The organism is Micromonospora sp. NPDC005291, from assembly GCF_040607415.1.
Taxonomy (GTDB): Bacteria; Actinomycetota; Actinomycetes; order Mycobacteriales; family Micromonosporaceae; genus Micromonospora.
Genome location: NZ_JBEXGR010000012.1, coordinates 1 through 14,041, shown reverse-complemented (window position 1 = coordinate 14,041; position 14,041 = coordinate 1). Strand labels below are relative to the sequence as shown.

At 72.1% G+C, this 14,041-nt stretch carries 12 protein-coding genes; 8 read left to right on the top strand and 4 right to left on the bottom strand.

The window, feature by feature from the left end:
• Nucleotides 1-356 precede the first annotated feature (356 nt).
• Nucleotides 357-1,496, top strand: coding sequence for an LLM class flavin-dependent oxidoreductase (locus tag ABZT18_RS17570; protein ID WP_354993624.1), 1,140 nt, complete (start codon nt 357-359; stop codon nt 1,494-1,496).
• Entirely contained in the window at nt 1,493-2,128 is a 636-nt protein-coding gene (locus ABZT18_RS17565) for an FMN reductase (RefSeq protein ID WP_354993623.1), read from the top strand. The genes ABZT18_RS17570 and ABZT18_RS17565 overlap by 4 nt, the downstream gene beginning before the upstream one ends.
• Here ABZT18_RS17565 and ABZT18_RS17560 read toward each other — a convergent pair.
• The 3 genes from ABZT18_RS17560 to ABZT18_RS17550 all read right to left on the bottom strand — a co-directional run bounded on the left by ABZT18_RS17560 (nt 2,121) and on the right by ABZT18_RS17550 (nt 6,705).
• Complete coding sequence (locus ABZT18_RS17560; protein ID WP_355251844.1) at nt 2,121-2,999, bottom strand: universal stress protein; 879 nt, start codon at nt 2,997-2,999, stop codon at nt 2,121-2,123. The two genes, ABZT18_RS17565 and ABZT18_RS17560, sit on opposite strands and share 8 nt — an antisense overlap.
• Before the next feature lie 133 nt (nt 3,000-3,132).
• Nucleotides 3,133-4,032 (bottom strand): universal stress protein, encoded by a 900-nt coding sequence (locus tag ABZT18_RS17555; protein ID WP_355251841.1) that lies wholly within the window; start codon nt 4,030-4,032, stop codon nt 3,133-3,135.
• Nucleotides 4,033-4,134: 102 nt separating this feature from the next.
• Nucleotides 4,135-6,705: a cation-transporting P-type ATPase gene (locus tag ABZT18_RS17550; protein ID WP_355251838.1), complete on the bottom strand. Its 2,571-nt coding sequence runs from the start codon at nt 6,703-6,705 to the stop codon at nt 4,135-4,137.
• 226 nt (nt 6,706-6,931) lie between these two features.
• Here ABZT18_RS17550 and ABZT18_RS17545 point away from each other — a divergent pair, with 226 nt between their 5' ends.
• From ABZT18_RS17545 to ABZT18_RS17525, 5 genes are all read left to right on the top strand, one after another.
• Complete coding sequence (locus ABZT18_RS17545; RefSeq protein ID WP_354993619.1) at nt 6,932-7,435, top strand: helix-turn-helix domain-containing protein; 504 nt, start codon at nt 6,932-6,934, stop codon at nt 7,433-7,435.
• Between the two features lie 70 nt (nt 7,436-7,505).
• Nucleotides 7,506-8,978: a serine hydrolase domain-containing protein gene (locus ABZT18_RS17540; protein ID WP_354993618.1), complete on the top strand. Its 1,473-nt coding sequence runs from the start codon at nt 7,506-7,508 to the stop codon at nt 8,976-8,978.
• Nucleotides 8,979-9,039: 61 nt separating this feature from the next.
• On the top strand, nt 9,040-9,540 hold the full coding sequence (locus ABZT18_RS17535; protein ID WP_354993617.1) for a GNAT family N-acetyltransferase: 501 nt from the start codon (nt 9,040-9,042) through the stop codon (nt 9,538-9,540).
• Between the two features lie 9 nt (nt 9,541-9,549).
• Nucleotides 9,550-10,191 (top strand): hypothetical protein, encoded by a 642-nt coding sequence (locus ABZT18_RS17530; RefSeq protein ID WP_355251835.1) that lies wholly within the window; start codon nt 9,550-9,552, stop codon nt 10,189-10,191.
• A 126-nt stretch (nt 10,192-10,317) separates the two neighbouring features.
• The gene (locus tag ABZT18_RS17525; protein WP_354993615.1) at nt 10,318-11,661 is read left to right on the top strand and encodes a hemolysin family protein; all 1,344 of its coding nucleotides are present in this window, start codon (nt 10,318-10,320) and stop codon (nt 11,659-11,661) included.
• A gap of 18 nt (nt 11,662-11,679) precedes the next feature.
• Here the strand turns inward: ABZT18_RS17525 and ABZT18_RS17520 are convergent, their stop codons facing one another.
• Nucleotides 11,680-12,054 carry a PaaI family thioesterase gene (locus tag ABZT18_RS17520; RefSeq protein WP_354994036.1) on the bottom strand — a complete coding sequence of 125 codons (375 nt, stop codon included), beginning with the start codon at nt 12,052-12,054 and terminating at the stop codon, nt 11,680-11,682.
• A 115-nt stretch (nt 12,055-12,169) separates the two neighbouring features.
• On the opposite strand from ABZT18_RS17520, the gene tyrS reads away from it, so the two are divergent.
• On the top strand, nt 12,170-13,462 hold the full coding sequence (tyrS, locus tag ABZT18_RS17515) for a tyrosine--tRNA ligase (RefSeq protein ID WP_354993614.1): 1,293 nt from the start codon (nt 12,170-12,172) through the stop codon (nt 13,460-13,462).
• Nucleotides 13,463-14,041 lie beyond the last annotated feature (579 nt).

Genomic DNA, 14,041 nt, shown 5'->3' with positions numbered 1-14,041 from the left:
CACTCGCGGTCTACCTGGCCGCTCGCCGTGCCTTCCACTCCAGATCGGCGACGTGGCGGTGTCCTGGCGACCAGATGCCCCCACGTCGCGGACCTGGAGTCGATCGCCTGCCGCGACGACGAGGGTGGCCAGCAAACGGCGGCCAGGCCGCTCAGCCCGGCTGTGCGCCGCGCCATCGAGCGCTTTGTCCGGTTTGGCTTCCGGATCGCGGGGTCGGTTGCCCCCAGCGTCCGTTTCCGGAGTGATGGGCGCCACTGCGAGCCGTCCCGCCGACGGAATAGTTGACTCGTCAAATAAGTTGTGAGCTGCGTCCGGGTACCACGGAGGAATCCGGTTCGACACGCGAGGAGCTGGTCATGCAGTTCGGAGTCTTCACCGTCGGCGACGTCACGGTCGACCCGACCACCGGTCGGGAGCCGACCGAGCATGAGCGGATCAAGGCGATGGTCGCCATCGCGCTCAAGGCCGAAGAGGTCGGTCTGGACGTCTTCGCCGCCGGTGAGCACCACAACCCGCCGTTCGTTCCCTCGTCACCGACCACCATGCTCGGCCACATCGCGGCGCGCACCGAGCGGCTGCTGCTGTCCACCGCGACCACGCTGATCACCACCAACGACCCGGTGAAGATCGCCGAGGACTACGCGATGCTCCAGCACCTGTCCGACGGCCGGGTGGACCTGATGATGGGCCGGGGCAACACCGGGCCGGTCTACCCGTGGTTCGGCAAGGACATCCGCGCCGGAATTCCCCTCGCGATCGAGAACTACGACCTGCTGCGCCGGCTGTGGCGCGAGGACGTGGTCGACTGGAAGGGTCGCTACCGCACGCCGCTGCAGTCGTTCACCTCGACGCCGCGCCCGCTCGACGGTGTGCCCCCGTTCGTCTGGCACGGCTCGATCCGCAGCCCGGAGATCGCCGAGCAGGCCGCGTACTACGGGGACGGCTTCTTCGCCAACCACATCTTCTGGCCGAAGGAGCACACCGAGCGGATGATCAGTCTCTACCGCGAGCGGTACGCGCACTACGGCCACGGCACCGCCGACCAGGCCATCGTCGGCCTCGGCGGGCAGGTGTTCATGCGGCGCAACTCGCAGGACGCGGTCAAGGAGTTCCGTCCGTACTTCGACAACGCCCCGGTCTACGGGCACGGGCCGTCGATGGAGGAGTTCACCCGGGAGACCCCGCTGACCGTGGGCAGCCCGCAGCAGGTCATCGACCGGACGCTGGGCTTCCGTGAGTACGTCGGTGACTACCAGCGGCAGCTGTTCCTGATGGACCACGCCGGGTTGCCGCTGAAGATCGTGCTGGAGCAGCTCGACCTGCTCGGTGAGGAGGTCGTGCCGGTGCTGCGCAAGGAGTTCGCCGCGCTGCGTCCGGCGCACGTCCCGGAGGCGCCGACCCACGCCTCGCTGGTCGCCGCGGCCGGCGGCGCCAAGGACAGCACCGTCCACGCCGTCGACGACGTGACGGGCAAGGCACCGGAGGTGGCCCGATGACCCGTCGGACCCTGGCCGTGGTCTCCGCGGGGCTGAGTCAGCCCTCGTCGACTCGGCTGCTCGCCGACCAGCTCGCCGCGGCTACCCGCGACGAGTTGGTCCGGCGCGGCTCCGAGGTGGAGCTGCACGTCGTCGACCTGCGGGAGTACGCCCACGACGTGGTGAACAACATGCTCACCGGGTTCCCGCCGGCAGCGCTGCGCAAGGCCATCGACGCGGTGACCGGAGCGGACGGCATCATCGCCGTCACCCCGATCTTCAGCGCCTCGTTCAACGGGCTGTTCAAGTCCTTCTTCGACGTACTGGACGCCGGGTCGCTGGTCGACCGGCCGGTGCTGATCGGGGCAACCGGCGGCACCGCCCGGCACTCGCTGGCACTGGAGCACGCCGTCCGCCCGATGTTCAGCTACCTGCGGGCGGTGGTGGTCCCCACCGCGGTCTTCGCCGCCCCGGAGGACTGGTCCGATGGCACCGCCGACGGAGCGTTGCGCGGTCGGATCCTGCGCGGGGCTGGGGAGTTGGCCGACCAGGTCGAGCGTCGGCCACCGGCCAGTGGCCCCGCCGATCCGTTCGCCCTCACCACCGATTTCCTCCAGATGCTCGGCCGGGGCGACGACGCGACGGTCAGCTGACCGGGTAGGGGTGGGCGACCAGCACCGGGCAGCGCGCGTGCTGGATCGCCGCCTGGCTGACCGAGCCGAGCAGCATTCCGGCGAATCCGGCCCGGCCCCGGGTGCCCACGACCAGCAGCGACGCCGTGCCGCTGGCCTCGATGAGCCCCTCGGCCGTGCCGGCCGCCCGGACCGGATGCTCGCGCACGACCAGGTCGGGGTGCTCGGCGCGGACCGCGGCGGAGGCGTCGGCCAGCAGCCGGACCGCCTCGGCCTGGAACACGGCCTGCGACTCCTCGGGCTCCTCCGGCACCGGCCGGCCCCCGCCCGGCGGGCCGACGTGCACCAGCACGAGCGGCACATCCCGCAGCGCTGCCTCGTCGGCGCCGTAGCTCGCGGCGAGCCGCGACGACTCGGACCCGTCCACGCCGACCAGCACCGGGGCGTCCGCCGGCACCGGCTGCTCGTCCGGGCGGACCACCAGCACCGGGCAGTGCGCGTGCGCGGCCACCTGCGCGCCCACCGAGCCGAGCAGTAGCCCGGCGAACCCGCCCAGCCCTCGGGTGCCCACCACGACCAGGTCGGCCCGGCGGGACTCCTCGATCATGGTGATGCCGGGACCGCCAGCGACCTGGCGTACCTCGACAACCAGGCCGGGCCAGCGGTCGGCCAGGTCGGCCGCCGTGCGCTCCAACATCTTCTGCGCCTCCTCGGAGGGCGCCGGAACCCCGATGTCGTACGGGTTGAGCGGCACGCCGTAGCCGAGCGGGTGCAGGTAGCCGTGCACCAGGTGTAGCGGCCGGGATCGGAGCAGGGCGGCGCGGGCGGCGTGCTCCGCGGCGACGAGGCTGGACGGCGACCCGTCCACACCCACCACGACAGGTCGATTCATCGGCTCTCCCAGGGTCGGTCAGCTCATTGTCGGCGGTGCACCCCCGCCCCGCCGCCGAACTCGCCGGCACGGAACCAACCGAACGCCGGTCCGCGCCGGTCGGGCAGCGGCCGGCGCGGCCGGGGGCACAGTGTCAGTCTTTGCGGTCTTTGCGGTCTTCGCGGCGACGCCGGACGATCGCCACCGGGCTCTGCGAGTGGTGCAGCACCGCGTGGCTCACCGAGCCGAGCAGCATGCCGGCCAGCGCTCCTCGGCCGCGCGCCCCGACCACGGTGAGCTGCGCCGTGGCCGACTCCTCCACCAGCATCCGCGCCGGCGCGCCGTACGCCACGCGGTGCCGCACGGGCACGTCGGGGTACCGCTCGGACCAACCGGCGAGGGCCTCGGCGAGCACCCGCTCCTCCTCGGCGACGAGCGCTTCCACGTCGTACGCCACCGGTAGGAGGTCGCTCGGCGCGACCGGGATGATCCAGGCGTGCACGGCCACCAGATCGGTGCCGCGCAACGAGGCTTCCTCGAAGGCGAACTTCAGTGCCTCGGTGGACAGGTCCGAGCCGTCGACCCCGACCAGGACCGGCCCGTCGGCGCGGCCCTCACCCTTGACGACCAGCACCGGGCAGTCGGCGTGGGCGGAGACCTGCACCGCCACCGAGCCGATCAGCAGCCCACCGAAGCCGCCCAGGCCGCGGCTGCCGAGCACCAGCAGCACCGCGTCCCGGGAATGGGTCAGCAGCACCGGCGTGGCCGCGCCGTCGACCACCGCGCTGGTGACGGTGAGTTCTGGCGCGACCTTGCCGGCCTCGGTCACCGCCTCGGCGACAAACTGTTCCGCCTCGTGGCGAAGACCGGCGTGCAGGGGAGCGCCCGGCGCCGGCGCGAGCGACACGTCGTAGAGCGGCCAGATGAACGCGTGCACCACCCGCAGTGGGCGGCCTCGCGTCACGGCCTCCCGGGCGGCGACCCGCACCGCCTCCAGCGCCGATGCCGAACCGTCCACAGCTACCACCACGGGTGCGCCGGGTCTGATGGTCATCACGTCCTCCTTCGTCCGTTCTCATCCTCGTGCAGTGCCGGCCGGCTGGTCAGAGGCGGACGGCAAGGGACCGGGGGTCATTGGTCCCGTCACCGTGTCGCGTCAGCTCGCGGTGTCGGCCGGGCGGCGGGTCAGCCGCAGCGCCAGCCCGGGCAGGGCGCTGACCGCCGCGCAGGCCAGCAGCACGGTCGGTGTCAGCGGGTCGGTGCCGAGCAGCTCCCGCAGCGGGGCGAGCAGCACCCCGGCGACCTGAAGGAGCGCCGACACCGCGACCGCGATGAGGAGGCCCGGGTTGCCGCGTCGGGCGCCCGCAGGCCGGGGTGCCCGGACCGCCAGCGCCACGCCGAGCTGGGCCAGCCCGAGCACCACGAAGACCACTGACTGCCAGGGTAGGTCCCGGTGGGCGGCGAACACCCCGGCGCCGAGCACAACGGCGGCGATCAGGGCGCCGGTGAGCAGGACGTCCCGGCCCAGCCCGGCGCCGAGCACCGACTCCTGCGGCGAGCGGGGTGCTCGGCGTAGCGTCCCCGGCTCGGCCGGCTCGGCGCCGAGTGCCACCCCGGGCACTCCGTGGGTCAGTAGGTTGACCCAGAGGATCTGGGCGGGCAACAGCGGTACGGCCAACCCGAACAGCGGGCCGATCAGCATCACCAGGATCTCCGCCACCCCGCCGGACAGCGCGTAGCGCAGGAACCGGCGGATGTTGTCGTAGATGCGGCGGCCCTCGCCGATGGCGGTGGCCACGGTGGAGAGGTCGTCGTCGACCAGCACCAGGTCGGCTGCCTGCCGGGCGACCTCGGTGCCGCCGCCCATGGCCACCCCGATGTCGGCGCGGCGCAGCGCGGGCGCGTCGTTGACCCCGTCGCCGGTCATCGCGACCACGTGTCCGCGGGACTGTAGGTCGGCGATGATGTCGAGCTTCTGTTCCGGCTGGGTTCGGGCGAAGATCCGGGTGTCCGGGTGCGCCGTCGCCGACTCGTCGTCGCCACGAGCGAGGGGGTCGCCCTCGCGCCACAGGCCGAGCTGAGCGCCGATCGCGGCGGCGGTGGCCGGGTGGTCCCCGGTGATCAAGAGTAGTCGTACCCCGGCGGTGTCGAGGCTGTCGGCGATCTCGGGGGCGCCCGCGCGCAGCGGGTCACCGACGGCGACCAGCCCGAGCGGACGCAACCCGGTCGGCGCGGCGGGGTCCGGCAGCGTGTCCACCAGGGCGGCGGCGACGGCGAGCACCCGCAGCCCTTCCCCGGCGAGTTGGTGGGCGGTGCGGGTCAGCGCGGCGATCTCGCCGTCGGTGGCGTCGAGCAGGGGTGCGCCGAGGACGCTCTCCGGGGCGCCCTTGCAGACCACGAGGTAGCGCTGGTCGCAGGAGCGGTGCACGGTGACCATCCGACGCTGGGTCTGGTCGAACGGATGCTCGGCGACGCGCGGCCAGGCGCCGCGGGTGTCCTGCGGGTCGAGGCCGCACCGGGCCGCGAAGGCGACGAGCGCCGCTTCGAGGGGGTCGCCCACGGCGCCCCAGTCGGGTCGTTCGTCGTCCGGAGGCGCCAGGGCCGCGTCGTTGCAGAGCAGCCCGGCCCGCGCCAGCCGGCGGAGTTCCTCCGGTACGGCCACCGCAGCGCCGTCCTGGTGCACTCCGCCGTGCGGGGCGTACCCGCTGCCGGAGACCCCGTATCGCGCTCCGTCGGTGGTGACCACCCGCTGCACCGCCATGCGCCCCTCGGTGAGGGTGCCGGTCTTGTCCGAGGCGATCACGGTCACCGAGCCGAGTGTCTCCACCGCGTGCAGCCGGCGCGGGATGGCGTGCGCGGCGGCCATCCGTCGTGCGCCGAGCGCCAGTGCCAGGGTCACCACCGCCGGCAGTGACTCGGGCACCGCCGCGACGACCAGGCTCACCGCCGTGATGGCCATGTCCACCACCGGTCGGCCGCTGATCACCCCGATCGCGAACACCAGCCCGGACAGCGCGACCGCGACCAGCCCGAGCGTGCGGCCCAGGGCGGAGAGCCGGCGCTGCAACGGTGTGGCGGTGGGCCGGGTGCCCGCCACCAGGGCGCTGATCCGGCCCAGCGCGCTCGCCGGGCCCGTCCGGAGCACGGTGCCGTCCGCGCGTCCGGTGGTGACCACCGTCCCGGCAAGCGCCTCCTGACCGGCGGTCCGTCCCACCGGCACCGACTCTCCGCTCAACGCGGATTCATCCAGTTGCAGCCGGTTCGCCTCGACCAGCAGCAGATCGGCCGGCACGATGTCGCCGGCCTCGATCCGGACCAGATCGCCGTGGACCAGCTCGGCGGCGGGCACCGCCAGATCCCGGCCGTCACGGACCACCCGGGCGGCGGGGGCGGCGAGTTGGCCCAACGCCGCGATGGCGCGGTCCGCGCGGACCTCCTGCACCACGCCGATGATCGTGTTCACCAGCACCACCAGGACGATCACCGCGGTGTCCGGGTAGTCGCCGAGCACAGTGGTGACCACGGCCGCGGCGACCAGCAACGCCACCAGCGGGTCGGTGAGCTGGTTCAGGACCCGTACGGCCACATGCCGGCGCGGTGGCGGCGCCACGGTGTTGGGTCCGTTCGCCCGCAGCCGGGCGGCGGCCTCGGCCGCGTCGAGCCCGACCGGGACGCCCAGGTCGACGGGGTCCTCCAGGATCCCGCCTCGTCCGCCGGTCGTCGCCACCAGTGACCTCCCCGTCCCGCGCGGCGCGCCACCGGCACACCGTCCCGTCTCACCCTCCGGCAGCACGATCACCCTGGGCAGAGGCATTGCACCCGTGGGACCCGGGACCAAAGACCCTCCGCGTCACGCACCCGGGAGGAGACGGACCGACTCGGTAGACGGCCCTCGTGGGGCGCAGGGCCAACCCTGGTTCATACGGAAATACGTATGTGCGTAGTATCGACGTATGAGCATCGTGGAAGAGCGGCTCGCCGCGCTGGAGACACAGGTCGCCGCGTTGAGCGAACGACTGATGGCGGCACCGCCAACGCCGCCCGCGCCCGAGGGCGTGTTCTGGGCCCTCGACGGCCTCAAGCAGCGCCTGCCGCCCGACAGCACGGGCGCCGTGCTTTACACCGGCACCGTCGCCGTCGCCGACCAGCACTACGACTGGCAGTACGGGCGCACCGTCGACGACCTGCTCGCCGGTGACTGGACGGAGCTGGCCGCCACCCTGTCCGCGCTGGCCCACCCGGTGCGGCTGCGGCTGTTGCGGGAGGTTCTCGGCGGCCGGCAGGGCACCGGCGAGCTGGCCGAGATCGAGGAACTGGGCACCACCGGTCAGCTCCACCATCACCTGCGCCAGATCACCGCCGCCGGTTGGCTGCGCAGCGCCGGCCGAGGCCGGTACGCCGTTCCCGCCGAACGCGTGGTGCCACTGCTGGCCATCCTCGCCGCAGCCGGCCGCTGAACCCGGCCCGCCACCGTCGAAGCCCCCGACCGCCGCACCACCACGGTGGACATCACCCCGAAGGATCACCATGCGGAGAACAGTCGTCACCGCCCTCCTCGTCGCGCTCGTCGCCGGCCTCGTCGGGGCCGCGCTGATGCCCCGCGTCCCCCAGCTCGGCACGCAGGTCACCGGCGACTCCGACCTTGCCGCCGCCGCCCGGGCCGCCGTGCCCGACCCGAAGGGACACCGCGGGCTCGCCGTCGCCCTGGTGGAGAACGGTCAGATCCGCACCGCAGGCCTGGGCGACCGGGACGTCGCCGGTCGACCCGTCGAGAGCGGCACCCCGTTCGAGATCGGCTCGGTCACCAAGGTGCTCACCGGCATGCTCCTCGCCGACCAAACCGCCGCCGGTGTCGTCCGCCCTGACGACCGGCTCGGCGCCACGTGGCCCACCATCACCGGCCCCGCCAGCGATGTCACCCTGGCCGAGCTGTCCAGTCACCGGGCCGGCCTGCCCAGGCTGGCCCCCGGCTCGCCGCTGGGCTGGGCGCGCATCCTCTGGTCCAACATCTCCGGCGGCAACCCCTACGCCGGGCAGGACGTCGGCAGTGTCCGGACCGCCGCCGACCGGGTCACCCCCGACGGCGGGCGGGGCGAGGTCCACTACTCCAACCTCGGCCCGTCCGTGCTCGGCCAGGCGCTCGCCGCGAAGGCCGGCGTGGCGTACCCCGACCTGCTGGAGGAACGGCTTCTCCGACCGCTCGCAATGACCGCGACCGTGGTCGCCACGAGGGCCGACGACCTGCCGGCCGACCGCGCCCACGGAAGCCGGGCCGGCGGGCGCCCCCTCGACCCCTGGCTGGGAGCCGGGTACGCCCCCGCCGGCGTCGGTCCCTGGTCCACCGCCGAGGACCTGGCCCGCCTGGTCGCGGCCACCCTCGACGGCACCGCGCCCGGCGCCGACGCCGCCACCGCCCGCTTCAGCGAGGACGAGGACAACCGCATCGGGTACGGCTGGTTCACCACCCGCCACGGCGACCGCGAGATCGTCTGGCACAACGGCGCGACCAGCGGGTTCCGCTCGTACGTCGGCTTCGAGCGGGCCACCGGCAGGGCGGTCGTGGTGCTCGGCAACACCGACAAGGGCGTCGAGCCGATCGGTCTGCGGCTGCTCGGGCTGCCGGAGGAGGAGGCCGCAGCGGCGGCACCATCGGTGACGGTGTGGATCGGCGCCGGTCTCGCCTTGGCCTTCACCTTCCTCGGCGGGATCTCCCTGCTCCGCACCGTCCGCCGCAGCGGCCTGGACCGGGTGACCCTGGCGGCGGCGGCGGTGTGGGCGTTCGCCTACCTCGGGCTCGGGCACCGCACGGGGGACTGGTCGGTGGTGCCGGCCTGGCTGTGGCCGGTCGGCGTCGGCCTGTCGGCGGCGGGGGTGGCCCTCGCGGCGACCCGGTGGGCCGCCCTGCCGGTGGTCGACGCGAGGGTGCGGTGGCGTCGCGTGCTGTCGGTGGCGACCTCCCTGGCCGCCGCCGTGCTGGCCGTCGCGGCCGTTGCCGCCTGAGCCAGCACGGTCGACGGGCCGGAGGCCTCGAACTGTCACCGCCGCTGCGTACCCTCGTCGGATGACCACCGATGTGCGGTTGCGCCCGGTCCGCGAGGACGATCTCGTGGAGTTCTTCCTGCACCAGCAGGATCCGGAGGCCAACCGGATGGCCGCGTTCGGCGCCAAGGACCCGTCCGACCACCGTGAGTTCGCCCGGCACTGGGCCCGGGTGCTCACCGACCCGGCGAATGTGGTCCGCACCGTCGAGGTCGACGGCGAGGTGGTCGGCTATGTGACCGCATTCCCGGACGGTGACCGCACCGAGGTCAGCTACTGGATCGACCCGGCCCGCTGGGGCCGGGGCCATGCCACGGCGGCCCTGGCCGCCCTGCTGCGTGAGCTGCCCCGGCCGGTGCACGCCCGTGCCGCCAAGGACAACGCCGCCTCCCTCGCGGTGCTCCGCAAGTGCGGCTTCGTGGTGGTCGGTGAAGACTCGGGGTACGCCAACGGCCGTGGCGAAGACGTCGAGGAGTGGCTGCTGGAGCTGCCCGCCGATGGTTCTGACCTGGGTGGGCACTAGTCTCGCGGAGTGAATTGGTTGGATCTGGTCGGCTGGGCCGGCTCGGCGGTGCTGGTCTGGTCGCTGCTGCAGTCGCGCGTCCTGAGGCTGCGCGCGCTCAACCTCGTCGGCTGTGTCGTGCTGATCGGCTACAACACCGCGATCGAGGTCTGGCCCATGGTCGGGCTCAGCATCGTTCTCGCGGTGATCAACATCTGGTACCTGCGCGGGATGCTCGCCACCCGCCACGACGAGCAGACCTACCAGGTGGTGGAGGTCGGTGTCGGCGATCAGTTCCTCGCGCACACGCTGCGGGTGCATGCCGCGGACATCGCCCGGTTCAATCCCGACTTCCACTGGGACCCGGACGCTTCGGGAGGCTCCGCGTTCCTGGTGGTCACCGCCGACGAGGTGGTCGGGGTGGTGCTGTCGCACGCCGAGGCGCGTGGAGTCGCCCAGATCGACCTGGACTACGTGACTCCAAAGTTCCGGGACTTCACCCCGGGCGAGTTCGTCTACCGGCGCAGTCACCTGTTCACCGAACGGGGCTTCCACCGGGTGGTGAGCCCGCCCCGGATGGTCGCCCCCTACTACCACCGGCTCGGCTTCCGCCCGGAGGGCGACTCGTACGTCCTCGATCTGCCGGCGTCACCGGTGACCGATTCGGCGTAGCGTCGCCGCGGCAGGATTCAGCCGGCGCCGGACGGGGCACAGACACGCCTACGCCGGGCGGGCTCGCCGACCGGCGGGCGCCGCGCGTACCGGCCGGTGCCACCACCACGAGGGAGCGAACCGGGCGTGCAGAGCTACGGGAGCCAACTGGCCCTGGTCGGAATCCTGGTCGTGATCAACGCGCTCTTCGCCGGTAGTGAGATGGCGTTGGTGTCGCTGCGGGACAGCCAGATCCAGCGGTTGGAGCGCACCAGCCGGGCGGGGCAGGTGCTGGCCCGGCTCGCCAAGGACCCGAACCGCTTCCTGGCCACCATTCAGATCGGCATCACCCTGGCCGGCTTCCTGGCCTCCGCCGCGGCGGCGGTCTCGCTGGCCAAGCCACTCGTACCGCTGCTCGGGATGTTCGGAAACGCCGCCGAGACGGTGGCGATCGTGGTGGTCACCCTCGCGCTGACCTTCGTCACCCTGGTCTTCGGCGAGTTGGCACCCAAGCGGATCGCCATGCAGTCCGCCGAGCGCTGGGCGCTGCTGGTCGCCCGCCCGCTCGACCTGCTCGCGACCTTCACCCGCCCGGCCGTGTGGGCGCTCGGCGCTACCAGCGACCTGGTGGTCCGCCTGTTCGGGCTCAACCCGAAGCACCAGCCGGAGGAGATCGGCCCGGACGAGCTACGCGACATCGTCGCCGGCAACCACGGCTTCACCAAGGAACAGCGCACCATCATCGCCGGCGCCGTGGAGATCGCCGACCGGCGGTTGCGCGCGGTCCTCGTACCCCGGTTGCAGGTCTTCACGCTCGACAGCGGGACCACCGCGGAGGCCGCGCGGCTGGTGCTGGCCGCCACCGGGCACTCCCGTGCGCCGGTGGTGCGCCACGGCGGCCTGGACGACACCGCCGGGGTGATCCACCTGCGTGATCTGGTGGGCGTGCCCGACGACCGCCCGGTCGACGACATCGCCCGGCCGCCGATGCTGCTGCCCGACTCGCTGCCCGTGGTGGACGCGCTGCGCCAGTTCAAGGCCGAGCGCCAGCACATCGCCCTGGTCGTGGACGAGCGCGGCGCCGTCGACGGCATCGTGACGCTGGAGGACATCCTGGAGGAAATCGTCGGGGAGATCTACGACGAGACCGACCGGGACGGATACTCGGTGCGCCGCGAACCGGACGGCGCGCTTCTGCTGCCCGGCACCTTCCCGGTGCACGACCTGCCGAACGTCGGCGTCGAGCTGCCGTCGCGGCCGGCCGGCGACTACACCACGGTCGCCGGGCTGGTCCTGACCCACCTCGGGCACATCCCCACCGTCGCCGGGGAGGACATCACCCTGGACGGCTGGGTGCTGGTCGTGGCCGACGTCGACCACCGGGCCATCACCGAGGTACGCCTCAGCCGGGTTCCCGACGAAGACGCCGTGGACGCCGACGCTGATACCGACGCGGACACCGAGCCGGTGCTGGACGAGGCCCGCAGCTGACCTGCCGGGAGCGGCCGGTCAGTCGCGGGAGAGGTTCTGCAGCCGGACCTGACCACGGGCGACCAGCCGCTCATCGGCGTCGGTGATCTCCACCTGCCAGAGCTGCTGGCTGCGTCCCCGGTGCACCGGCGTGCCGACCGCCCTCAGCTCGCCGTCGCGCACCGCCCGCAGGAAGTCGGTCTGGTTCGACACCCCCACGACGGTGCCCCGGTCGGCCAGCCAGAGCGAGCCGCCGACGCTGGCCGCGGTCTCCACGACCGAGCAGTACACCCCGCCGTGCTGGATACCGAACGGCTGGTGCAGCTCCGGTCGGACCTGCCAGCTGATGACCACCCGGTCGGCGCTCGCCTCCTCGAACTTCAGGCCGAGCAGGGCGACGAACCCACCTGTCATGTCCGGTATCTCCACGGCGAACCCCTCCTCGATCAACAAGGCGCAAGCGTAACCGGGGCGGGTTGCGCGAAACCCGGTACGGGTCGGCACCGGCGATGGGGGAGAATCGGTGACCGTGACTGACAGCAGACTCCCGCCCCCCGGGCGGGCCTCCCTGACCGATGACCTGCTCTGGCGTGGCCTGATCCAGGACTCGACCGGCCTCGACGAGCTGCGCGAGCTGCTCGACGGTGGGAGTGCCGCCACCTATTACGTGGGTTTCGACCCCACCGCGCCGAGCCTGCACGTCGGCAACCTCATGCAGGTCCTCATGGCCCGCCGGCTGCAACTCGCCGGCCACCGCCCGTTGCTGCTGGTCGGCGGGGCGACCGGGCAGATCGGCGACCCGAAGGAGAACACCGAACGGGCTCTCAACCCGACCGAGGTGATCGCCGGCTGGGTGGAGAGGATCCGTGACCAGCTCGCGCCCTTCGTGTCCTACACCGGGGACAACGCCGCGCAGTTGGTCAACAACCTGGACTGGACCGGCGAGATGTCGATCGTCGAATTCCTCCGTGACGTCGGCAAGCACTTCCCGGTGAACAAGATGCTCGCCCGGGAGGTCGTGCGGGCCCGGCTGGAAACGGGCATCAGCTTCACCGAGTTCAGCTACCAGCTGTTGCAGGCCAACGACTTCTTCGAGCTGAACCGCCGGCACGGCTGTCAGCTCCAGTTCGGCGGGTCCGACCAGTGGGGCAACATCACCGCCGGCGTCGACTACGTCCGTCGACGTGGCGCGGGGCCCGTGCAGGCGTTCACCACGCCGCTGGTCACCAAGGCCGACGGCACGAAGTTCGGCAAGAGCGAGGGCGGCGCCGTCTGGCTCGACCCGACGATGACCAGCCCGTACGCGTTCTACCAGTTCTGGGTCAACGTCGAGGACCAGGAGGTGGACCGCTACCTGCGCTACTTCAGCTTCCGGTCGCGCGACGAGTTGGAGGAGCTGGCGAAGGCGACCGCTGAGCGGCCGGCTGCCCGCTTGGCGCAGCGGGCGCTCGCCGAGGAGCTGACAAGTCTGGTGCACGGCCCCGAGGAAACCCGACAGGCGATCGCCGCCAGTCAGGCGCTCTTCGGGCGGGGGTCGCTGGACGACCTTGCCCCGGAGACACTGCGCGCGGCGCTGACCGAAGCCGGTCTGGTGCGCCTCTCCGGCGAATTGCCGGATGTGGCGGGTCTGCTCCGCGATTCCGGGCTGGTCAGTGGCCTCAAGGAGGCTCGCCGGGTGATCGCCGAGGGCGGCGCCTACGTCAACAACAAAAGGGTGACCGAAGTGGACGCCGGGGTGTCGCCGGCTGAGCTGCTGCACGGGCGATACCTGGTGCTGCGGCGTGGCAAGCGCTCGTTCGCCGGCGTTGAGCTGGGGGAATAGCCGTCCGTCGACGATGTGACGGGGGACGCGTCCGGCGGAGTTGACGATCATCCCGCCGGACGCGTAACTTTCTCTCTGCCAGCGCGGAACGGACGAAACAGGCGAAAGCCTAAAGCGGCCGGAGCGCAGGTCAACGGCCTCGGGGTCGGGCGGGCACGCCCACCGATCACGGACCGGGAGGAGCCGCCAGAAACGCCGCGAGGCGGATTTGGTGCGGCGAAACCGACCGGGTAAGGTTACCAACCGGCAGGGCACCGGGCGGGTCGCGGGAAACCGCGACGGCCGGCCTGCCGAATCCGTGACGAGAGCGGCGTAAGCCGGTCGAGACATGGTGCCCGCATGACTGGATGAAGCATGACGAACCGCAAAACATCGGTTTGACACGGCGGAAACCAGCGGGTAACGTAGTAAAAGTGCCTGGCGCTGGTAGCGGCCAGGGACACGGTGCGAAAAGCCCCGAGTTGGGGTTCCACTGAGGTGGGGCTCTGGTCGGTGTGTGGTTGTTCTTTGAGAACTCAACAGGGTGCTTTAAAAGCCAGTGCCAATTATGATTTATACCCCGGACTGGTCGGGCTTTAT

What these genes read in the sequence shown, in the direction of transcription:
- ABZT18_RS17565 (WP_354993623.1), top strand. Translation starts at nt 1,493, where the DNA reads ATGACCCGTCGGACCCTGGCCGTGGTCTCCGCGGGGCTGAGTCAGCCC.
- ABZT18_RS17535 (WP_354993617.1), top strand. Translation starts at nt 9,040, where the DNA reads ATGACCACCGATGTGCGGTTGCGCCCGGTCCGCGAGGACGATCTCGTG.
- ABZT18_RS17520 (WP_354994036.1), bottom strand. Translation starts at nt 12,054, where the DNA reads ATGACAGGTGGGTTCGTCGCCCTGCTCGGCCTGAAGTTCGAGGAGGCG.
- ABZT18_RS17555 (WP_355251841.1), bottom strand. Translation starts at nt 4,032, where the DNA reads ATGACCATCAGACCCGGCGCACCCGTGGTGGTAGCTGTGGACGGTTCG.
- ABZT18_RS17545 (WP_354993619.1), top strand. Translation starts at nt 6,932, where the DNA reads ATGAGCATCGTGGAAGAGCGGCTCGCCGCGCTGGAGACACAGGTCGCC.
- ABZT18_RS17570 (WP_354993624.1), top strand. Translation starts at nt 357, where the DNA reads ATGCAGTTCGGAGTCTTCACCGTCGGCGACGTCACGGTCGACCCGACC.
- ABZT18_RS17560 (WP_355251844.1), bottom strand. Translation starts at nt 2,999, where the DNA reads ATGAATCGACCTGTCGTGGTGGGTGTGGACGGGTCGCCGTCCAGCCTC.
- ABZT18_RS17540 (WP_354993618.1), top strand. Translation starts at nt 7,506, where the DNA reads ATGCGGAGAACAGTCGTCACCGCCCTCCTCGTCGCGCTCGTCGCCGGC.